Source organism: Streptomyces sp. NPDC058758 (assembly GCF_042746075.1).
Classification (GTDB): Bacteria; Actinomycetota; Actinomycetes; order Streptomycetales; family Streptomycetaceae; genus Streptomyces.
The window spans coordinates 19,642-39,961 of sequence record NZ_JBHYPS010000046.1 but is presented as its reverse complement, the minus strand read 5'-3'; the positions used below and the strand labels follow the sequence as shown (position 1 = coordinate 39,961).

The following is a 20,320-nucleotide window of genomic DNA, read 5'->3' as shown; positions in this document are numbered from 1 at the left end:
GCACAGGCACCGCTATTTCCCGGGTTCTGGCACGACTTCCGTGCTGAGTGACGCTCCGTTACGGCTGGACATCAAAGAGAGCAATGGACGGGGGCGGCGGGACAAGCACCGCGCGAAGGCGCGTCAATATGGCTCGCCACTGCTTCCAGTCCTCCGGGTCGACCCAGTTTGAGGCCGGCCCATCCTCGTCGCCGACGATGCGGGCGAGGGCTTCGTCGGCAAGTACCCGAAGGTCTGAAGGGAACACGGGCATCGGTGTTTCCGGGCCGTAGGACATGTCGACGGGTTCGCCTCCCGGGCATTGCGCCGCGATCAAAGCGGCGGCTGCCACCGCTTCTTCCGCTTCCGCGAGGTAGCCGGTGGCCTCGATAGTCCGGACGAGGACGCCTCGGATCAGGGCTTCACGCACCTCGGGCTCGGCGTCGTCGAGCGCGTTGGCGAAGTCCGCGGCTGTGTCGTTGTCGAAGGGACCAGTATCCCAGGTGCCCATGCTGATCTCCTTGCGTATGGTCGCCCGGATCCTCGCATCAGGCACTGACAACACGACTACGGGGCGAGCAGGACCCGTTTGCGAAGAAGGCCGAAGCCTGCGCGGCCGAACATCTGACGCTTGATCACCTCGATCCGGTTCACGTGGCCCTCAACGACCCCGGAGTTCCAGGGCAGCGTCAGACCGGCGATGAAGGCATCGCGGTCCCGGTCGATTTTCGGGCGACTTCACATACCGCCCGGAGAAGCTCAGTCGTTACTCACCGTGGCCCTGCACGAAAGCTGAGCCAGAGCCCGTGCTCGTGAACAAAGCCACGGCGGGCTGCGGCCGGGCGGCGGTACGTCACCGAGATGACGTACGCGCGGGGCCGTTGACGTACCCCGCGGGCGCGGCCGGGACCGTGGGCCTGGTGCTCGATGCCACCCCCTGCACGACAGGGCCCAGGTGGTGGCTTACGGAGTGACCCGAACGATGACCCTCGCAGGTCAGCGCGGTGCGCGGCGGGGCTTGGTGAGCGCGGTGGTAAGTGGGGCGGGTGAGTTCCGGGGGTGCTCGCCCCCGGTCTCAGCGGAGCAAGGGTCGGAGCGGCGACCAAGATCGTTCTTGCCCAATTGTGCAAGTGCCCGGCTTCCCTTGCGAGGCCCGGTCACCGGGGATGCTGCCCTGGGGAGCGTGAACCGGCGCTCCTGCGGGGGCTGTAACCGGTAACCACACTGCGGGCTGCCGCCAGGCGACCGGGCAGACCCGGCCCCTCAGCCCGTCGGCGCCGGGGAGGCCGGGACCGGCGGACTGGACGCCGAGGTTGTCGAGGTGGGGATGGTGGTCTCGGTCGTCGTGCCGTTGCCGATCGGGGTGAACAGCATGAGCACAATGACGACGACCGCGGCGCCGGACACCACGGCGGACTCGATACTGCCGGTCCGCTTGTAGACCACCCAGGCGACGAACAGCACCAGGACGAGGACGCAGACGTTCAGCACGTCGATCTTGAAGGTCACCGCACAACTCACAAAGGGCCGGGGAGCTACAGCTCCGCCTACGGGAGGAAGCCCTCAGATCCCGTGCCAGGGGAAGTCGAACGAGCTACGCCACGGTCCGTCTCCACCCAGGAGGCAACTCAAAGGGCTTTTTTTGAAGGGCCCTCGACCCGTGTGAGCGGTGGCCATTCACGGCGCCGCGTTGTGTGAGCCCAGCCTACCGCCCGCCGTGCGGGGTCAACTCGGCGTTCACGCACGGTCCCAGCTGAAGCCGGGTGGTGGAGCGGCTCGTGCGGCGCGACGGCTCCGTCTTTGAGCGGGCGGCGGCCGGCGCGGGGCATGGAACGGCCCTCGCCCGGGAGACCCGGGCGAGGGCCTGTTGATGGCCGGCCGGCGCGCAGCCGGGGGAAGGTCCGCGCGTGCCCGGTCCGAGAGGTGTTCCACCTCGCTCTGTCGCATCGCCTACCCCCACCCGCCCCGCGCACACCCACCGTTTCGACCGGCCCCAGGGGGCGCCGGCCAGTCGGCCTCCCGGGCCGTCCTCTTCACCCGCTGCCCGGTCCGGGCGCGGTGCCCGGGCGGCGCAGGTCGGCGTAGAGGCGGCCGGTCACGCCCGGCTCGCCCGGGGTGCAGCGTGCCGTGGGGGTTCCCGGAGGTGGCCCAGTACCGGCCGCGGTGCGGAGGGCGGTCTCGTCGGGCGCGGTGATGTCGAGGACGAGGAGGCCGGGTTCGGCGAGGTGGACGGGATCAACCGGTTCCATGCCCGCCAGGACGATCCGCGGACGGCGAGGGTTCGGGCGTGGTCGCGGGATCACCGGGACGGGCGGTGCGGGTGGCGGCCTTGACCCTGCGGTAGGCCCCAGTGACGGCGAACACGGACAGGGCGACGCCGATCCCGCCCAGGAACTCGGCCAGAGCGTCGTGCAAGAGCTCGTACATGGGTGGGCCGGCGCGCGCGGAGCCGGTCCCGCGCCGTACTCCTCGTACGCGACGTAGTTCGCGGAGTTCGGCGCCCGCCGCCCGCCCACCGTCGAGGAACTGGCCTCGCTGCGCACCCTGCCCGCCCAACGCGGCTCCCTCAATCAGGCGCTGCTCGATCTCGTGGAGAACCACCAGGTGGAACAGAAAGCCCTCGCCACCGCGCTCGGACTCACCACCAGCGCCCTGAGCATACGGCTAACTGATCGTTTCAGAATGAGGTTCGGAGTCGTCGCAAGCAGATGATGCTGCAGGCGAGTTGGAGCAGGCCGAGGTGGAGATCTGCGCGTATCTCGTAGCGGATCCGCAGGCGTTTGAACTGGTGGAGCCAGGCGAAGGTCCGCTCGACGACCCAGCGTGTCTTGCCCAGTCCGGAGCCGTGCGGGACTCCGCGTCGGGCGATCTTCGGGGTGATGCCGCGGGCCCGCAGGATGCGGCGGTACTTGTCGTAGTCGTAGCCGCGGTCGGCGAACAGCCGGCCCGGCCGGTGCCGCGGCCGTCCGACCAGGCCGCGGATGCGGGGGATCGCGTCCAGCAGCGGTGTCAGCTGGGTGACGTCGTGCCTGTTTCCGCCGGTCAGAGTCACGGCGAGAGGGGTTCCGTGCCGGTCGACGATCAGGTGGTGCTTGCTGCCCGGCCGGGCCCGGTCGACCGGCGAAGGTCCGGTGTGAGCCCCCCTTTCAGGGCCCGGATGTGCGAGCCGTCGATCGCGCAGTCGTCCATGTCCAGCAGACCGGCCTTGCGTAGTTCGGCCAGGAGCACTTCGTGCAGGCGGGGCCAGACGCCGGCCTCGGTCCAGTCCCGCAGCCGCCGCCAGGCCGTCACCCCGCTGCAGCCGGTCCGCTCGGCGGGCACGTCCCTCCAGCTGACGTTCTTGCGCAGCACATAGACGATGCCCCGCAGGGCCGCAAGGTCGTCCGCCGGCAGACGTCCGGGATACCGATGTCGCCGCGGCGGGCGGGGCGGCAGCAGAGGAGCGATGCGTTCCCACAGCTCATCAGGCACAAGATCATCCGACACCCGCACCACTCTGCCGCCACCAGAACTGATCGCCAAGCCCTCGCGCCGAACTCATTCCGAAACGATCAGTAAGTGAGGTGGCGGCCCGACTGCGCTGCGGCCGAGGTCTGGGATTAGGGCGCTGCGTGGCCCGCATGCGCTCGTGACCAGCGCAAACACCGAACTCTGGGGAGGGGAATCTTGATCTACTGCGGAATCGACTGGGCGGAACGGACCCACGACGTCGCCCTGGTCGACGACGCCGGCCAGCTGCTGGCCAAGCGGCACATCGCCGACGATGCGGCGGGCTACAAGATCCTGCTGGAGCTGCTCGCCGAGTACGGCGACACCGAGGAGGATCCGATCCCGGTCGCGATCGAGGCCGCCCGAGGCCTGCTCGTCGCGGTCCTGCGGACCGGCAAGCGCAAGGTGTTCGCGATCAACCCGATGGCCGCCGCCCGCTACCGCGACCGGCACAGCGTCTCGCGCAAGAAGTCCGACCCCGGCGACGCCTTGGTCCTGGCCAACATCCTCCGCACCGACATGCACGCCCACCGGCCCCTGCCAGACGACTCCGGCCTCGGTCGGGCGATCACCGTCCTGGCCCGCGCTCAGCAGGACTCGTTGTGGAACCGGCAGCAGCTCGCCAAGCAGCTCCGATCCCTGCTGCGCGAGTACTACCCCGCCGCCCTGGCCGCCTTTGCCACCTGGACCAACGGCCTGTGCCGGCCCGAGACCCGTGAACTCCTCAAGACCGCCCCGACTCCGGCCCGGGCCGTGCGCCTGACCCACACCCAGATCCAGGCCGCCCTGAAGCGCGCCGACCGCCAGCGCGGCATCGAAGCCGAGGCCGACCGCCTCCGCGAGGTCTTCCGCGCCGAGTGGGCCCATCAGCCGCCGCTGGTCTAGGACGCGCTCGGCAAGCAGATGCTCGCCCTCCTCATTCAGCTGGACGCCGCCTGGACCGCCGCAGATCAGCTCACCGAAGCGGTGGAAGAGGTCTTCCCTCAGCACCCGGACGCCGAGATCCTGCTGAGCTTCGCCGGCCTCGGCATCCAGCTCGCCGCCCGCGTCCTGGCCGAGATCGGCGACGACCGAACCCGCTTCGCCGACGCCCGCGGCCTCAAGGCCTACGCCGGCTCCTCACCCATTACCCGCGCCTCGGGCAAGAAGTCCGCCATCACCAGACGGTGGGTGAAGAACGACCGGCTCAACCACGCCGGCTACCTCTGGGCCTTCGCCTCACTGCGGGCATCCGCCGGGGCCAATGCCCACTACCGGCGCCGCCGCGACCAGGACTGCCTGAGCTCGCAGTCAGCGCGGCTTGACCGGCAGCAGCTCGTTCGCCCAGGACGGCAGCTCTGGGTCATCCCGCCAGGCCGCCGTGATCGTGAGAAGGGCATCCCAAGATGCTTCGGCAACGGGGCCAGGAACGTCATTCCCGAGCTCGTCATACAGCCGTCGGCAGAGGTGGGACGTCACCTCGTAGAGGGCGCCGTTGACCTCCGCCACACGCGCCAACCCGGAACCCGGTGCGTGAGGCGGCTCCCCATGGAGACGGATGGTCGGAGCTGCGGCCGCATACGTCCGTCCTTGGATGAAGTCGCGCAGCGCGACCACCTGGTCCCACGTCGGCAAAGAGCGCTGGGTGGAGGCCGATTCGGTCATGCCGCAAGGCTAATCCAGAGGGTCTGTCAATCGAACGGTGTAACGGGGGTGTTCGGGGTTACTGACGGGCTGCGGAGAGGCGGCCGTCGAAGGTGATGTCGAAGGCGTTCAACGCGGTCTTCCAGCGCAGGGTCCAGCGGGTCTGCCCCTGCCGGTCGGGTCGAGCGACATGATCGCCATGTAGACGCACTTCAACGCGGCCTGCTCGTTCGGGAAGTGTCCGCGGGCCTTGACCGCCCGCCGGATCCTGGCGTTCACCGACTCGATCGCGTTCGTGGTGCAGACGATGCGGCGGATCTCAGTGTCGAACCGCAGGAACGGCGTGAACTCCTCCCACGCGTTCTCCCAGAGCCGGACGATCGCCGGATATTTCCGGCCCCAAGCATCGGCGAACTCCGCGAACCGCTCCAGCGCGGCCTCCTCGGTCGCCGCCGTATAGACCGGCCTGAGAAGTTTGGCGATCTTGTCCCAGTCCTGGCGGGCGGCATAACGAAAGGAGTTCCGCAGCAGGTGGACCACACAGGTCTGTACGACTGTGCGGGGCCAGACGGTCTCGACCGCGTCGGGCAGGCCCTTCAGCCCGTCGCAGACCAGCATCAGGACATCGTTCACACCGCGGTTCTTGATCTCGGTCAGAATGCGCATCCAGTGCTTGGCGCCCTCGCCGCCATCCCCGGCCCACAAGCCCAGGATCTCGCGCCGGCCCTCGACGGTGACGGCCAAAGCGACATAGATGGGCCGGTTGGCGACGGCGCCGTCGCGGATCTTCACGTGAATTGCGTCGATGAAGACGACCGGATAGACCGGGTCGAGGGGCCGGTTCTGCCACTCGGCCATGCCCTCGAGGACCTTGTCGGTGATCGTGGAGATCGTCTGACGCGAGACGTCGGCGTCATAAACCTCGGCAAGGTGGGCCTGGACCTCGCCCGTGGTCAGGCCCTTCGCCGACAGCGAGATGACCATCTCATCCACCCCAGTCAGACGCCTCTGCCGCTTCTTGACGATCTTCGGCTCGAAGGAGCCGTCCCGGTCACGGGGCACGGATACCTCCACCGGACCGACGCCCGTCAGCACGGTCTTCGCGCGGGTGCCGTTGCGGGAGTTGCCGCCGTTCTTCCCGGCCGGGTCGTGCTTGTCATAGCCGAGGTGGTCGGTGATCTCACCCTCCAGGGCGGACTCCAGCAGCCGCTTCGTCAGCTGCTGGAGCAGTCCACCTTCACCGGCCAACTGCAGGCCCTCGGCCTGAGCCCGGGACACCAGCTCGTCGATCAGCCGGTCATCCACCACCCTCGACGGCTGCGGCTCAGCCGCCTCGACGGTCCCGGCCTCGGTCACGTTCTCACTGGTCATCGATGCATCCTCCATGATCGGGAGTTACACCGAACGATTTACAGTCCCTATCCAGACACCTCAGGCACGTAACTCGTCAAGCCGCGCTGGTCTGTGTGGCTTGTGAGTCGAACGTGGTCGGTTCGTGGTCTGGGGTTGCGCACGGGTTTCCGCTCGCGTGAGAGTGCGCCTGACGGGGAGCACGTGGCTTGTGAAGCCAGGACGGGGCAGTCAGGTGTGCAAGGTGGATGTGGCCGCCAAGGAGGCGGCGATCGCAAGGTTCCTCGGCGAGTACCCGCAGGCGGCTGATGCCGGTCGTGGCCATCCCGCGCTCCAGGGGTGTGAGGATGTCCGCTGGTCCGAGTTCCCGGAGTGCCCTGCCGGGATTCCGGTGCTGCTGTGCGCCCTTCTCGACCAGGAAGCGGCATCCGAGGCTGAGCGCGTGCTCGGCAACTCCCTTCTCAACGGCATCACGGCGATGAACGCGGCCATGCCCATGGCGCTGCCGTTCCTGTTGCGCCTGGCCAGTGATCCAGAGGTTCCTGTGCGGTCCGAACTGCTGGATTTTCTGGTCGTGGTCGCCGAGTTTTCCGAGCCGGTTGATGCCGAGGGGGAGGTGTCGGTGTTCTGGTTCGGCAGCGACGTCGAGCATCCCGAGCGTGAGCAGTGTCGGGCTGTGTTCACGGAGCACGCGAGGGTGGTGGCGATGCTGGCGGAAGAACTGACCAGCCCTGATCGCCGGGCGACGCTCCGGCGGGCCGCAGGACTCGTGTGAGGTTCCCTCGGTCAGGCCGCCTGGGCGGTGGTGGGGGCTGGTGCGGGGAAGGCGACGTCGCCCCACAGGCGGCAGCGGCCTGATCTGTCGGGCTCGCTACCGGACGACAGAGATGTCTGGCAGCGGCGGGGCGTCCACCCCTTCACGGGCGAGAACCTGCTGAGCCAGCACGCGGGCACGAATCCACCCCGCATCGCTGATCAGAGCCGCGGTCGTCCACCGATCCGTGGATTTGTCGCGGCTCATCTCATCGAAGATCGAGTCGATCAGCCGGAGCTCAGGCAGGGCGTCACGGCTGAGGAATCCTTCCTCCACCAGAGCCTCGGCCAGGCGGAAGGCGTGATCGAAGTCGAGGGCGATCTCATCCGTCACGACACCGTGCTTCTCCAGCCATGCTGCCTGGACCCGCGCAGGTGCCGCCACTACCGTCAGCGCCTCGTTCAGCAGGCGACGCCGGAAGGAAGGATCAGGAGTTTCCACACCCGGATCATCCCACTCCGACCCCGAGTACCTGCCCTGTCTGTTCGACCGCCCACAGCAACAAACTTGACGCGCTAACTACGTGAGGTGTCTCTTAAAAGGTGACTCTTCATCCGGCCTGCCCCTGCCCCTTCGGGGGAGCGTCAGACGACGGCGCCCGCCTCGACACCGGGAGAGGCACGCCGCCCGCGCGGGTTATCTGGCCAGACTGACCAATCAGAGGGGGCGGTCGCGCCGGCCGGGTGTTCCGGACGCCGGGACCGCCGCCAACCAGCTCGCCGAAGCGGTGGAAGAGGTCTTCCCTCAGCACCCGGACGCCGAGATCCTGCTGAGCTTCCCCGGCCTCGGCATCCAGCTCGCCGCCCGCGTCCTGGCCGAGATCGGCGACGACCGAACCCGCTTCGCCGACGCCCGCGGCCTCAAGGCCTACGCCGGCTCCTCACCCATCACCCGCGCCTCGGGCAAGAAGTCCGCCATCACCAGACGCTGGGTGAAGAACGACCGGCTCAACCACGCCGGCTACCTCTGGGCCTTCGCCTCACTGCGGGCATCCGCCGCGACCAGGGCGACTGGCACGCCGCCGCACAGCGCAACCTCTTCAACCGCATGATCGGACAGCTCTACCACTGCCTCCAGCACGGACAGGCCTTCGACGAGGCAGCCGCCTTCCCGATAGGGGTCGAGGAGGCAGCGCAAGCTGCATAGTCCTGGCCATCTAAAAAGGGCATGGGAGCTATGGCTCGGGTGGCTAGGCTCCCGAGGCATGAGCAGCGACCAGTCCTCCGTCTCAGGCCGCTTCGTCGGCGATTTCCGGGAACTCGGGCACGGCCGCAGCGATGGGCCCTCGCTTCATGCTGCTGTACGTGGCGAAGGAGATCCTGACGAGCAGTCCCTCGCGCGTTACCTGCGTGCTGGGGGAGTCCTTGCTGTCACCGGGACCAGGCTTTACGACGTCCTCAGCCCGGAGCGCGAGCTGATCGGCGGACTGTCTTTGCTCACCGACGGTCAGTGGTTCTGGTACTCGGACCTTGCCCACTACGTCGAGCGGTACCACGTCGCCCTGGACCAGCGATTCGTCCAGGACGCCCGAAACAGGAACTGGAGTCCGCCGCAGCTGACCGACGATGAACTCGTCGAAATCGGAGACGACCTGTTCGACGAAGACTAGGCCTGACCTCACCACTCGGGCGGCCTGACTTGACGGCGTAGCAACGTGAGGTGTCTATATGTTTGTTCAAGCGGTTCGAAACTGTTTCTCAGCTCTCGGTGGCTGGCTCAGGGCCGGTGTAGGCGTAGATCCAACCGGCTCGGGCGTCGGTTGAGCGGACCGCTTCGTAGGCATGTCGAACCGGGCCAGCTGAGCCGCCGGATTTACGTATGACGGCGGGCGGCGTTCCGTCCTCATCGAGAAGCACGATCTTGGTCTGTCCGTCGACCGGGCCGCCGACGACCTTGATGCCGACGGCGTTGTTGACGGTTTCGCCCGCGACCCAGCGGCGGATGAGCGCCAAGTGCTCGGAATTCTCGTCTCCCATGCCCGAAGCTGACCATGGGCTTGGGTGGAGGGCAAGCAAGTCTCAAGTCGCCTGAACGGGTTGGGGTTCGTAGAAGGTTCCGTCGCGGAGCATCGCGAACAGGACGTCGGCCCTGCGGCGGGCGAGGCAGAGCAGGGCCTGGGCGTGGTGCTTGCCCTGGGCGATCTTCTTGTCGTAATAGGCCCGCGACGCCGGGTCCCCCAGGACGGCGAACGCGGAGAGGAAGAAGGCCCGTTTGAGCTGCTTGTTTTCTCTCCTGGACGGCTGCTCGCCGCGGATCGAGGAACCTGAGCTGCGGGTCGCCGGGGCGAGTCCGGCGTAGGCAGCGAGGTGGCCGGCGGTCGGGAAGGTGCTGCCGTCGCCGACCTCGATCAGGATGCGGGCTCCCGTCCTGACGCCGACTCCCGGCATCGACGTCAGGACCTTCGAAAGAGGGTGGGCCTCCAGCAGTTCCTCGATCCGTCCGGCCAACAGCTTTCGCTGGTCAAGCACCGACGTCAGCGAGCCGGCCAGGCTTGGGACGATCAACGCGGCCGCCTCGGTGCCGGGAACGGTGACGGTCTGCTCGTCCAGGGCGGCAAATATCTCCTCGACCAGCCGCTCGGCCATCCTGGGCGCCTTCGGCCGCAGAAGGGTGACCAGCCGCCAGCGTCCGGCCTTGCGGATCTGGGCCGGTGACCCGAACCGCTCCAGCAGGGTGAGGACGGCTGGGTGCTGCAACCGCGGTCCCAGCACCCGTTCCAGCGACGGACTGACCTGGGTCAGCAAGCTGTGCAGCCGGTTCGCAACCCGGGTGGCCTCGCCGGCCAGGTCGTCGTCGAAGCCCACGATCATCTCCAGCTCGGCGATCGTCTCGTCCTCGCCGTCGATCGCCCGCAGCGCGGGCGGCGTCGGCGATGATGAACGCGTCCTTCGCGTCTGTCTTCGCCTCGCCGGGGTAGAGGTCGGCGATCCGCCGCATCGTCAGGCCGGGCAGGTAGGCGACCGGGCAGCCCATGTCGCGGGCGACGGCCAGCGGCAGGGCTCCGATCGAGGCCGGCTGGTCGACCACGACCAGCACCATTCCGTGCTTGGCCTGGAGTTTCGCGAACAGCTCGCGGAGTTTGGGTTCAGTGTTGGGCAGACGCTTGTCGAAGGCCTTCTTCCCGGTCGGTGTGACGGCGGTGGCGTGGTGTTCGCCTTTGCCGACGTCCAGGCCGAGGAAGACGCCGATGTCGCCGGTGTCAATCACGTGCAGGCCCCTCCATCACGCTTTCCTCCGGCCCTGCCAGGGCACCGAGCTGCCACATCCACGTTACGGAGAGCTCTTCCGGCCTTGGGTGAAGCCGGTGCTCAAGCCCCTCATCAGCGGTCCGTCGATGCCTCCGGACCCGGTGACACCACCCCCCGGATCATCAACAACAAGGGGGGAAGTCATACCGGACCCGAAGGCCGGAGGCCCCATTGCGGAGCCACGAAAAAGGTAACGGGGGGCCGGTGCGGAGCTTGGTGAGGATCCGCCAGTTCTTGAGATGGGCGAAGCCGGCACTCTGCTCCCCGCCCTGCCCCTGCCAGACCAGCCCGATAGTGTGACCGCCATGAGCGACGGCATCGCGTGGATAGGCGCACAGCAGACCACCCCCACCCCGCCCGGTACCCGTGGCATGTACGCCGGGATCTCCCTCACCCTCGCCCGGGGTGTCGATCAGGACGAGTTCCTCATCAACCTCGGTGCTGATCTCGACGAGCTGAGCGAGCGCGTTCCCCTGTTCGAGCTGCGCACCCGGCCTCTCCCCGAAGCGCCGCCCACCGCACAGTTCAGCTACGCCATGTACGGCACGTGCGGGGACTGGACGTACGTGCTGGAGAACGGCCATATGGCCACCTGGGCAGGCGGCTACCAAGGCAAGGTCAAGTCCATGGCCCCCTGCCCGGATGAAGAGATCCTGTGCCTGACCGTCAACCGGTACAGCCCGCCCGCCACGCTCATTCACGCTCCCGGTGACGGGCGCGCCTACCGGGCCGAGTTCGGCACCGCCACCGGCCGGGGCAGCTCCCTCGACCTGGCGCTGACCGCCGAGGGCGCCGTGTTCCCCTCGATCCCCGATGTCAGTGAGGCCGAGGTGGTGGCCTACCACGAGGAGCACGGGCCGCGCCTGCCGGAGCTGGTGTTCACCGCCGTCGGCAAGTACACCGACGTCGTCATTGACCAGGCCGCTGTGATGGCCGGTGACCTCCCCGCCGTCCACCTTCTGATGCCCTGACCCCGCGCGCACAGAAGCGGCCCCCACCCAGAACCCGGGTGGGGGCCGCTCGCTGTCGTGCCGGGTGTTACTGCGCAGCGAGCTGGCAGATCATGGGCTGACCGCCGCCGACACCGTAACGGCAGGTGCCGCCGTCATTCATGCGTGTATCCAGCCAGTACGGATCCTTGTCCTTGATGCGCATCTGCTTCATGAAGTTCGCGAAGTGGCCGCCCATGGATTCCTGGTTGTGCATGCCCGAGATCGCCGCCCGGCCGCACACCTCGTTGAACGTGGGGTCAGCCCCGTTCTGCGAGAACAGGTGGATCATGCTGCCGTGCTTCTTCGCGTACATCGAAATGCACGCATCCCCGCTGGGGGCGGTCTTCCCCGGCGGGATCGCCGGGTTGATGCCGCCCTCGGCGGACGACATGCCGCCGCTGTTGTACGACGAGGCAAACGCGAACTCGTCACAGTTCAGGGTGTCGCCCGCGTCGACCAGAGCGGAGGCGTCACCGTTGTTCGCGGCCCACCCAGTGGGGCAGATCCGCCCACGGGAACGGGTGTTCTGTGCCTCGTCGCCCATGTAGTACAGGGGCTTTTGATCCGTCATCGAACCCGGGTGCTTCGGCGTGGCCTTCTGGATCAGCCACGCGTGCGCGGCGGCCTGCGGGAACGCCTTCGCGTTGAACGTGTACGTCGGAGCGACATTCACGAACACGCAGCCCGGAACGGATCCGGCCGGAGCGTCCGCGGCAGGGGTGTCGCAGCGGATACGGTCGAGATCCTCGGTGCCGCCGTCGTAGTCAAGCGACCACTGGTAGCCGGTCTTGAACGGGCGGATCTTCCCATCGGCGGGAAGAATGTTCGCGTCGATCTGAATGTCAGGCTTGAACCGGTAGTCCGTACCGGCCAGCGACGTATCCCACGTGTACGGCGTCGTCAGCGTCGCCGAGTGCATCTCACCCGGCACCCACCACGGCTTGCCCTGCCACGCCGTCACCGGCTGCTCCTGCGGAGTGCAGAAGTTCTCACACAGGTGGTTCCAGCCCACAAAGTTGATCTCACGGAACGCGGGCGGGATCTGCTGCGCGGGCTCGATCGTCAGGTGCTCGGTGAACGTGTTCTGACCGTCAAGCTCGATCATCCGCAGGAACATGAACTTCGCCACAGCCTGAGGCACACCGTCCATGCTGATGATCACCGGCACCGACCGCACATCGCACTCGATGAACCGCGTCGCGAGGATCGATTCAAAGTCGGTGTTGCACCACTCCACCCCGGCCGTGGCCGCAGCCACCCCCGCCTTCGCGGACGCGTGGGGCGCCTTGCCCTTGGGCGCGGGGGTCGACTTCCCGAAGCACACCTGACGGCCGGTCTCATCCGGCTCACTGCACTGCTCCACCGCGTCCTTCGCCGCGGCCGTGGCCCGCGCCGACAGCGGCGTACCCGGCTGGCCGAGAGGCTTGGTCTGGTAGTAGTGCGGCTGCTGCGCGTCGAAGTGGTTCGGGTTGGGGTTCGCGTAGTTCGGAGTCGGCAGGGTGAGATCCACGGGCAGTTCCACCCGGAACTTCGCCCACGGAGACCACACCGTCTCGTACAGCGAGCCGTCGTAGGCGTTGGTGCGGAACACATAGTTCGTGTTCAGCGCCAGCTTGCCCGCCGGAACGTCAACCTTCGCCGTGCCCCCCGAAGCCACATAGGGGGAGACGATGACGCCATAGGTGGAGTCGTTCAGCTTGACCTTGGTGACCGGATTCCCGGCCGCGTCCGCGGTCCACACCTCGAACGTCAGGTTGACCTGATCCCCATCGGGGTCGGTCACCGTGTTCGTAAGCTGCACCTTTTGCGAGTTCACCCGCTGGAACCCGCCAGGCGCCGCGTTCCTCGACAACGGCGCAGCCTTGGGCGTCTTACCCGACGCCGGACGTGCGCCCGCCGCCGCGGCGAACGTGGTCTTCTCCGGACCGTGCACCTTCGGCGGTGCCGCATTGGGGTCGGGCTTTACGGCCGGAGCCGCGCCCGCCACTCCGCCGGCACTTAACAGCACCAGTGCCGCGGTGCCCACCGCAAGAGCGGTTTTCCTTCTGGTTATCGACGTGCCGAACAAGACATGTCCCCTCCGGCCCCGCCGCCCTTCAACCCGGCGGCAGGACACTGCTGGTGTGTGTCGCGCCGCCCTCTTTCCTACGCGGGCAGACGGCCCATCAGCAACGCGCCTAACCTGGGCGGTTCTTCTTTATCCGCCACTACCAGACGTGATCCACACCACGGTTGTACGCGCACGCGTAAGAACCCTGCGGGGGAGTTGTGGACAGCTGCGACCGTGGACCCCTTCGTCGCCGACCCCGACCACCCCGCGTGCGGCATCCACCTCATCCGGGCAGACATTGCCGAGGAGCTCGGCTACCCCGAAGAGCTGGAGCCACTGGTCTACTGCGCACACAACCTGGACGGCTGGGAGGAGAGCTGTGGAGTCCCCTTCGAGGAACTCAGCAGGGAAGCAGTCGAAGTAGCGAAGCAGTTCTTGAACAAGCGCTCGGCAGCACAAGCAGGGAGCTGAACGACCTCATCTCCCTCGCTGACGAACCCGACGGCGCCGACCCGGCCGACGGCGACGCCGACGAGCCAGACGAAACCCTCTACATCGACGAGGACGAGGATGACGACAGCGACCCTGCCTGACGTCGACCTCGACGACGGCCCGTCCCTCGCCGACGAGACCGAATGCCTCATCGGCGCCTACCGCAAGATGAGGCGCGCCGACCGCTGCCGGGTAGCCCCCACCACACCAGCCCCGAACTGCGCGCCGAGCTCGCTCGCATCGAGTACGCCATGGTGGTCAAGCGGTCCCCCGGCGCCATGGCGGTCACCCTTACCGAGGGGTTTGAGGTGCAGGCCCCGCACCTCGTCCTCATCGACCAGCTGGGACCATCCCCGCAGGAGGGGCGCGGTGTCCTAGGCCGTCGGGCAGGGGAGGCGGTACTCGTATTTGCGGGGGCGGAGGTCTTCTTCGGCGGGTTCCCAGTCGGTGTAATGGGTGGTCGTCCCGCCGCTGGGGAGGTAGTCGTCGGTGGTGGTGTCGATCTTGATGTCGCTGACGACGTAGAGGTCGACGGTGTTGTCCTTGTTCCGGGCGTGGAGGACTTCGTTGATGGTCAGTTCGACGCTGGTGGCGGCGCCGGTGGTGCCCTTGACCTCGACGTGGCGTTCCTCGGTGCCGCGGGTGCAGTGCAGGTCGTAGGGCTTGCCGAGCTTTTCGACCGTCCAGCCCTGGGCTTCGTAGTGCGCGATCGCGAGGTCTTCGGCGTACTCCTCGATCCTCTTGCGCTTCTTGGGGTCGGAGATGTAGCCGGCTCCGCGGCGCCGGCGCTGGGGCTTGTTCTTTCCCTCGACCTGCTCGGCAGTGAAGCCAGGGGAACGGTCCAGGGGAACGTCCTGGGGCTGGTTCGCGTCGAAGGGGATGCCGGCGAGGTCGAGAAGGCGCTGGGGGGACATCTGGACGATCTTGCCCATGCCGCGGTCGGTGCCCGAGCGGCGGATCGCGTCGCTGCCGGCCTCGGTGAGCGGGCCTGTAGGGCCCAGGGGGACGTGGTCGAGCTTGGCGAGGGGTTCGATGCCGAAGCGCTGGGGGTACTTCAGGCGCTGTTCGGCTTCCTCGTCGGGCCAGTGCCAGGAGGTGCCTTCGTAGAAGCCGCCGCGGACCTGGAAGAGGTAGAGGGTGGCGGTGTCCTGGAGCCAGACGGGGAGCTGGACTCGCGGGGAGGCGCCGGTAGCGAGGACGGCGAACTGAGGGGTGACGTGCTCGTACTCGGGCTTCTTCTCGGGGAATCCCCAGGTGAGGGTCTCGATGCCGTGGACGAGGTTGCGCTGCGACTCGGTGCTCTGGCCGACGTGGACCATGACGAACGTCGAACTCTTTATACCCATGCAGGGTATCATAGGCGCAGTGTTATCGAGAGCTGGATAGTTTTTTATTTTGACGGCCTTCTCTAGGGTGGTGGTCGGACCGCTTCGGGTCGCCGGCGGGGAAACCGGCCGGCAGCAGGACAGACGGTGCGGGCCGGTATGCCCCCCGCCCGTCCGGCAGGTGGGCGGGCGGGCAGCACCCGCGGTCCGGGGACAGCAGGCATCGGGAGATCGGGGGGAATCGGCACATGTTCGAACAGACGGCGTCCGCGCACGACGGAGTCACGGGTATCGCCCCAGGTGCCCTGCCGCGGCCGGCGGGACGAGTGGCGTGTGTGGCCTCGGGCAGGGCGGGTGAGCTCGCGGCCCGCTTGGACGATCCGTCCTTCGTCGTCCAGTGCGCTGCGCGGTACACGGCGGTGGGGTTCGGGGTGCCCGGTGAGGCGGAGGTGCGCAGCTGGCGCAACAGCTGGCCGCCTGTGCTCGAGGCGCTGGTGCGGGCGGGACTGTCGGATGTGTGGGTGTATCTGGAGTACGGCACCCCGGGTGGGAGCCGGCGCCTGGACGTGCTGCTGGTCGGGGCGCGGCCGGACGGGGGGCTGGGTCTGGTGGTGGTGGAGCTGAAGCAGTGGCAGACCTGTCGCGTCCTGGACGCCGAGCGGGTCTTGCGTGCCGACGGGGTGGTGACGGCCCATCCCGTTTTCCAGGTGGCCGCCTACCGCAGTTTCTTCCGGCACTGGCGGCCTGAGGAGGCGCCGGAGTTGGATGTGCGGGCCGTGGTGGTGCTGCACAACGCCACCGCCGAGGAGGCGGCCGTCGTACGGGCGGGCGCCGGCACGGTCGCTGACATCCCTGTTCTCAGCGGTGCGGACCTGGCCGCACCGGGGGAGGATCTGGCCGGGCTGCTGCGCTGCGGGGACCTGTCCGCGCCGGATCTTGCCGGGGTGAGGGCGTTCGAGGGCATCCGGTGGGAGCCGTCCGGCAGGCTGCTCGACCACGTCGGCGCCATCCTGGAGGGCCACAGCGCCTTCGCCCTGGTGGGCGATCAGCAGGACGCGTTCGTGCGGATCCGTGCCGCGGCGGCACGGTACCTGCCCGGCCTCGGCACTCACGCCGGCCGCGGGGGTGTCGGGGACCGGGGCGGGGCGGGAGCGGTCATCACCGTGCGCGGGGGGCCGGGCAGCGGCAAGACCGCGCTCGCGGTGCGGCTGCTGGGCCGTCTCATGCTTGACCATCCCGTGGCCCGCCCGCGGTTCCTGACTCCTTCCGGCACCCTGCGCGCGCATCTTCTCGACGCCGTCAGCGGTCACGGGGCGGCGCGTGAGCTGTTCCCCTCCATCGCTTCCCTGCGGTCGGCCGCGCGGCAGTCGGGGGCGCTGATCATCGATGAGGCGCAGCGGGTCAAGCGCGGCGGCGCGGACGGATTGCCGCAGGACCTGGGCGAGGTGGTGGGGCAGGTCCCTGTCGCCGTCGTCTTCCTCGACGAGCGGCAGGTCATCCGCCCGGACGAAGGTGTCACCGTCGAAGAGATCCGCGATGCCGCGCGGCGTGTGGGGCGGGTCCATCATCACCTGGAGCTCACCGGCTCTTTCCGCTGCGCCGGATCGGCCGCCTATACCGCCTGGGTCGACGACCTCCTCTACGGCACACCCCGCCCCTGGGAAGGCCAGGACACCTACCAGCTCGGCCTCGCCACCGACCCCTTCCAGCTCCAGCGGTGGGTCGAACAGGCCACCGCCGCCGGCCACAGCGCCCGCATCACCGCGGGATTCTGCTGGCGCTGGACCCGCCATCGCCGCCGCGGTGTCACTACCCTGCCCCTTGACATCGCCATCGACACCCCCGCCGGCCCCGGTACGCCCGCCCGTACCTGGCGCGCCGCGTGGAATGCCGCCGCCACGCTCACCCACCCCGACGACGGCCGGCCGCTGGCCCCCCACAATCAGCTCTGGGCCAGCCACACCGGCGGACACCAGCAGATCGGCTGCGTCTACACCGCCCAAGGCCTCGAATACCAGCACTCAGGCGTCATCATCGGCCCCGACCTCACCTGGACCAACCAACGCTGGACGGCCCACCCTCAGAAGAGCCACGACGAAACCCTGCGCCACCTGCCGGCAGACCAGTACCTGCGCTATGCCCTGAACATCTACCGCGTCCTGCTCACCCGAGGCACCCACACCACCCGCGTCCACTCCACCGACCCCCGCACCCACCACCACCTCACCCAACTCATCACACCCCGGTGAACCCACACCACAAGACACCGGACCCGAACCGGCGAACGGGCGGTACGACGTGAACGCGTGGCAAGCACACCGGATCGAAAGCGCCCTGCGCGACGAGAACCCGACCGTGCTGCGAAGGCTGACAGCGGGGTTCGCCGCCATCGGGGACGTCCAGTTCCTGCCCGGCTACTGCGTCCTGCTCTCAGACGACCCGACCGCCCAACGGCTGTCGGACCTCCCCCGGCCGAAACGACTGGCGTTCCTGTCCGACATGGATCTGCTCGGCGAGGCCGTCGAACACGCCTGCCGACACCTGGACCCCGCGTTCAAGCGGGTCAACCTCGAGATCCTCGGCAACAAAGACCCCTTCCTGCACGCCCACGTATGGCCCCGCTACACCTGGGAACCCGTCCACCTCGCCCAACGACCGGTCTGGCTCTACCCCCGCGACCAGTGGAACGACGAACAGACACGACTCCACCCCCGCCACGACACCCTCCGAGAAACCATCGGCACCCAGCTCGACCAGCTCCACCGCTGACCACCCGCGAGCAACGGCACCACCCTCCCTCGACATGGCGGGCCCCCGAAGCATCCCCGGGGGCCCGCATGGATTCCGGCCGGCTCCGGCAGCCGGCCGCGAGGTACGTACCGCGAGTGCCGCCGGCGAGGGCTGGTTCTGGTCCTGTCCTGGCGATGCCGCGGGCGGGTGCACGGCGCCCACCGGCGCGGTGGGCGCCGGGGGTGGAGGCGTGAGGGTGTCAGGCGCTGATACCGACGGAGGACACGTACGCGTAGGCGCCGTAGTCGGAGTCGAGGTCGGTGATGACTTCGTCCCAGATCTCGTCGATGGTGCCGGCGTCCTTCTTCGCCCACGCGTCGACCAGGTCGCCCCAGACGTAGCGGACGGTCACAGCCCGCTGGGAGAGCGCCGGGCGCCGGCGAGCCGCGCTCGCCGGGGTGGGTATGAAGTGGGCGGGTGTGGTGCCGGCCGCCGAAGCCACCCCAGAGCCACCGGCCACGCAGCCTGCGGTGAAGACTCTGAATCCCAGGCCCCTCACCAGCGCGAAGGAGCACTTCTAGGACGAGACTGCGCATGACGTTGTCGGCGTTGTGACCAGCCTTTCTCCTTGGCACGTCTGCTGGGGACAGGCCCTGTCCCCGGGGTCGGACTCCAAGCCTCGTACCGAATCTCGGCGTCCGGGAAGGGCAGCACCTCACACGGCACAGCGCGACCGTCCGGCACCGGGAGCAGAACGTGCAGTGGGCTTGTCAAAGATGCCTCGGACCTAAACACGAACTGATGCGTCGCAGGTCGATGGACGAGCCGCCGCAGGTGCATCGTTGAGGCGAGACGAGACCGGCCATCAGCCACTCGGCTCATCATCAATGAGAGCTTCGACTTCCCGGACCCGACCGGCCCACGTACCACTCCCAATCGTCCCGAAGCCGGTGTACCGGTCGCAGGCGCCAGTGACCGCCCAATGCTCGCTGAAAGAGCGTTCAGATACTGAAGAACCTCTCCTTGCACTTCGCGAGGGGTGGGCAGTTCCGGCAGGCTCTTGCGGAGCCGGAACTCGAGGTGTGTGCCGGTCGGCGAGACGGCCTTGGCTTTTGGACGGCTGGTGGGCTGTCCGGCGCGGCGGCGGTCGCGGTAGTCAGCCTGTTTACAGGCGTTGGAGCAGAATTTGCGAGTACGGCCGGTTGGCTTCTGATCGAGCAGTTTGGCGCATGTCTCCCGCCCACAGCGGTAGACGGTCGGCACTTCGGAACGTCCTTCCCAGAGCAGGGAAGAGAAGCGGGGGCCGCCGCGTGAGCGCAGGTCTTCCAGCAGCGCGTCACTATGAGGAGACTGCTTGAGCCTATGGAGGATCTCAGCCAGAGCGGCTCCCACGAATGAGGCTACTGTTCCGTGTTTCCGGGCGATCTGGTCTGGATGCAGGCCGTGGATGAGTTCCTTGAGCAGCTGGAGCTCTCCAGGCTTGAGCAGTTCACGCAGCGCCCGGTCCAGCAGGGGCTCGCCTATGTGCCGGGACACAGGGTCCCGGTCGGGCCCGTAGATCTTTCGTCTCGTCACCAGGTTGCCCCTGCCGTCCCGCTTCCCGCTTGCACGTCGCTCGTCGGCTGCACTGCACCGGCTCCAGGATCCGTGGCCGCAGGCGCCACCTGGGGCTGGGGCGCACTGGCCTGGCTACCGATGGGCAGCTGTCGGATGCTTCGGCCCAGTGCTGCCACCAGGCCCGACAGGATCCTCCCCACCGATTCCAGCACCCGAGGCAAGTCTTCCGGGCGGGTGCGCTGCACCACTCTGTCGGCGATGCGCGAGAAGACCACAATCGCCACCACAACGACAAAGCACAGCATCAGCAAGGCGAACCCGACCAGCAGGATCACAGCCAGTGTGTTGTCCACTCGTATCTACTCCCTCGGCTCCAAAAAAACCGATGGGCCCCGACACCATTGGTGTCGGGGCCCATCAGCAACTCGGTAACAAAAAACCCCGCACAAGGCGGGGGCGGAGTGTCCGGGCACACGCCTGCCCGTCCGAGACAGACCGTAGCCAAGTCATCGCTTCACTACAAGCAAACGTCGCTAACCAGCTAGTTTCCGCAGCTCAGCAGGCGTTGAGAGGGAGAGGGAACAGCTCAGAGTTTCGTAACAACTTCCGCCCAGAGCGCTGTCCGCGAGACCTCTTCGTGACCAGCGGCACAAGCATGACGGACGCAGCCG

16 protein-coding genes and 4 pseudogenes are annotated in these 20,320 nt (G+C 67.9%); 8 read left to right on the top strand and 12 right to left on the bottom strand.

Features of this window, described 5'->3' with window-relative positions:
* Positions 1-58: 58 nt before the first annotated feature.
* From ACFW6A_RS34245 to ACFW6A_RS34230, 4 genes are all read right to left on the bottom strand, one after another.
* Complete coding sequence (locus tag ACFW6A_RS34245) at positions 59-490, bottom strand: DUF4259 domain-containing protein (RefSeq protein WP_386477228.1); 432 nt, start codon at positions 488-490, stop codon at positions 59-61.
* A gap of 752 nt (positions 491-1,242) precedes the next feature.
* Entirely contained in the window at positions 1,243-1,488 is a 246-nt protein-coding gene (locus ACFW6A_RS34240; RefSeq protein ID WP_386477230.1) for a hypothetical protein, read from the bottom strand.
* 524 nt (positions 1,489-2,012) lie between these two features.
* Entirely contained in the window at positions 2,013-2,228 is a 216-nt protein-coding gene (locus ACFW6A_RS34235; protein WP_386477233.1) for a DUF6207 family protein, read from the bottom strand.
* Between the two features lie 428 nt (positions 2,229-2,656).
* A protein-coding gene (locus ACFW6A_RS34230; protein ID WP_386477236.1) for an IS5 family transposase occupies positions 2,657-3,465 on the bottom strand; the annotation gives its coding sequence in 2 pieces (ribosomal slippage) (positions 2,657-3,126 and positions 3,126-3,465; 810 coding nt in all).
* Between the two features lie 177 nt (positions 3,466-3,642).
* Between ACFW6A_RS34230 and ACFW6A_RS34225 the strand changes: the two are divergent.
* Positions 3,643-4,737 (top strand): annotated as a pseudogene (locus tag ACFW6A_RS34225) (IS110 family transposase); the annotation flags it as partial.
* Positions 4,738-5,170: 433 nt separating this feature from the next.
* Here ACFW6A_RS34225 and ACFW6A_RS34220 read toward each other — a convergent pair.
* A pseudogene (locus ACFW6A_RS34220) lies at positions 5,171-6,462 on the bottom strand (IS256 family transposase).
* Positions 6,463-6,685: 223 nt separating this feature from the next.
* Here ACFW6A_RS34220 and ACFW6A_RS34215 point away from each other — a divergent pair.
* Positions 6,686-7,216, top strand: coding sequence for a hypothetical protein (locus ACFW6A_RS34215; RefSeq protein WP_386477239.1), 531 nt, complete (start codon positions 6,686-6,688; stop codon positions 7,214-7,216).
* 96 nt (positions 7,217-7,312) lie between these two features.
* On the opposite strand, the gene ACFW6A_RS34210 is transcribed toward ACFW6A_RS34215, so the two are convergent.
* Positions 7,313-7,696 carry a hypothetical protein gene (locus tag ACFW6A_RS34210; RefSeq protein ID WP_386477242.1) on the bottom strand — a complete coding sequence of 128 codons (384 nt, stop codon included), beginning with the start codon at positions 7,694-7,696 and terminating at the stop codon, positions 7,313-7,315.
* 262 nt (positions 7,697-7,958) lie between these two features.
* Between ACFW6A_RS34210 and ACFW6A_RS34205 the strand changes: the two are divergent.
* Together ACFW6A_RS34205 and ACFW6A_RS34200 are read left to right on the top strand one after the other, a co-directional pair.
* A pseudogene (locus tag ACFW6A_RS34205) lies at positions 7,959-8,401 on the top strand (IS110 family transposase); the annotation flags it as partial.
* A 58-nt stretch (positions 8,402-8,459) separates the two neighbouring features.
* Positions 8,460-8,864 carry a hypothetical protein gene (locus tag ACFW6A_RS34200; protein WP_386477245.1) on the top strand — a complete coding sequence of 135 codons (405 nt, stop codon included), beginning with the start codon at positions 8,460-8,462 and terminating at the stop codon, positions 8,862-8,864.
* Positions 8,865-8,952: 88 nt separating this feature from the next.
* Here the strand turns inward: ACFW6A_RS34200 and ACFW6A_RS34195 are convergent, their stop codons facing one another.
* Together ACFW6A_RS34195 and ACFW6A_RS34190 are read right to left on the bottom strand one after the other, a co-directional pair.
* Complete coding sequence (locus ACFW6A_RS34195) at positions 8,953-9,231, bottom strand: hypothetical protein (RefSeq protein ID WP_386477247.1); 279 nt, start codon at positions 9,229-9,231, stop codon at positions 8,953-8,955.
* Positions 9,232-9,273: 42 nt separating this feature from the next.
* Positions 9,274-10,462: pseudogene (locus tag ACFW6A_RS34190) on the bottom strand (IS110 family transposase).
* A gap of 346 nt (positions 10,463-10,808) precedes the next feature.
* Between ACFW6A_RS34190 and ACFW6A_RS34185 the strand changes: the two are divergent.
* Positions 10,809-11,474 (top strand): hypothetical protein, encoded by a 666-nt coding sequence (locus ACFW6A_RS34185; RefSeq protein WP_351847539.1) that lies wholly within the window; start codon positions 10,809-10,811, stop codon positions 11,472-11,474.
* A 67-nt stretch (positions 11,475-11,541) separates the two neighbouring features.
* Here the strand turns inward: ACFW6A_RS34185 and ACFW6A_RS34180 are convergent, their stop codons facing one another.
* On the bottom strand, positions 11,542-13,563 hold the full coding sequence (locus ACFW6A_RS34180; protein ID WP_386477250.1) for a hypothetical protein: 2,022 nt from the start codon (positions 13,561-13,563) through the stop codon (positions 11,542-11,544).
* Between the two features lie 216 nt (positions 13,564-13,779).
* Between ACFW6A_RS34180 and ACFW6A_RS34175 the strand changes: the two genes are divergently transcribed.
* Positions 13,780-14,016: a hypothetical protein gene (locus ACFW6A_RS34175; protein ID WP_351847544.1), complete on the top strand. Its 237-nt coding sequence runs from the start codon at positions 13,780-13,782 to the stop codon at positions 14,014-14,016.
* Positions 14,017-14,411: 395 nt separating this feature from the next.
* On the opposite strand, the gene ACFW6A_RS34170 is transcribed toward ACFW6A_RS34175, so the two are convergent.
* A complete protein-coding gene (locus tag ACFW6A_RS34170; RefSeq protein WP_386477253.1) occupies positions 14,412-15,383 on the bottom strand; it encodes a DUF3883 domain-containing protein in 972 nt (323 codons plus the stop codon).
* Between the two features lie 227 nt (positions 15,384-15,610).
* Between ACFW6A_RS34170 and ACFW6A_RS34165 the strand changes: the two genes are divergently transcribed.
* A complete protein-coding gene (locus tag ACFW6A_RS34165; RefSeq protein WP_386645466.1) occupies positions 15,611-17,611 on the top strand; it encodes a DNA/RNA helicase domain-containing protein in 2,001 nt (666 codons plus the stop codon).
* Between the two features lie 49 nt (positions 17,612-17,660).
* Positions 17,661-18,131, top strand: coding sequence for a diadenosine tetraphosphate hydrolase (locus ACFW6A_RS34160; protein WP_386477258.1), 471 nt, complete (start codon positions 17,661-17,663; stop codon positions 18,129-18,131).
* Positions 18,132-18,351: 220 nt separating this feature from the next.
* Here ACFW6A_RS34160 and ACFW6A_RS34155 read toward each other — a convergent pair whose 3' ends face one another.
* Both ACFW6A_RS34155 and ACFW6A_RS34150 read right to left on the bottom strand, forming a co-directional pair.
* On the bottom strand, positions 18,352-18,504 hold the full coding sequence (locus ACFW6A_RS34155) for a hypothetical protein (RefSeq protein ID WP_386477261.1): 153 nt from the start codon (positions 18,502-18,504) through the stop codon (positions 18,352-18,354).
* Positions 18,505-19,663: 1,159 nt separating this feature from the next.
* Positions 19,664-20,002: a hypothetical protein gene (locus ACFW6A_RS34150; RefSeq protein WP_386477264.1), complete on the bottom strand. Its 339-nt coding sequence runs from the start codon at positions 20,000-20,002 to the stop codon at positions 19,664-19,666.
* Between the last annotated feature and the right edge of the window lie 318 nt (positions 20,003-20,320).

What these genes read in the sequence shown, in the direction of transcription:
- ACFW6A_RS34245 (WP_386477228.1), bottom strand. Translation starts at nt 490, where the DNA reads ATGGGCACCTGGGATACTGGTCCCTTCGACAACGACACAGCCGCGGAC.
- ACFW6A_RS34235 (WP_386477233.1), bottom strand. Translation starts at nt 2,228, where the DNA reads ATGGAACCGGTTGATCCCGTCCACCTCGCCGAACCCGGCCTCCTCGTC.
- ACFW6A_RS34200 (WP_386477245.1), top strand. Translation starts at nt 8,460, where the DNA reads ATGAGCAGCGACCAGTCCTCCGTCTCAGGCCGCTTCGTCGGCGATTTC.
- ACFW6A_RS34195 (WP_386477247.1), bottom strand. Translation starts at nt 9,231, where the DNA reads ATGGGAGACGAGAATTCCGAGCACTTGGCGCTCATCCGCCGCTGGGTC.
- ACFW6A_RS34185 (WP_351847539.1), top strand. Translation starts at nt 10,809, where the DNA reads ATGAGCGACGGCATCGCGTGGATAGGCGCACAGCAGACCACCCCCACC.
- ACFW6A_RS34170 (WP_386477253.1), bottom strand. Translation starts at nt 15,383, where the DNA reads ATGGGTATAAAGAGTTCGACGTTCGTCATGGTCCACGTCGGCCAGAGC.
- ACFW6A_RS34165 (WP_386645466.1), top strand. Translation starts at nt 15,611, where the DNA reads ATGTTCGAACAGACGGCGTCCGCGCACGACGGAGTCACGGGTATCGCC.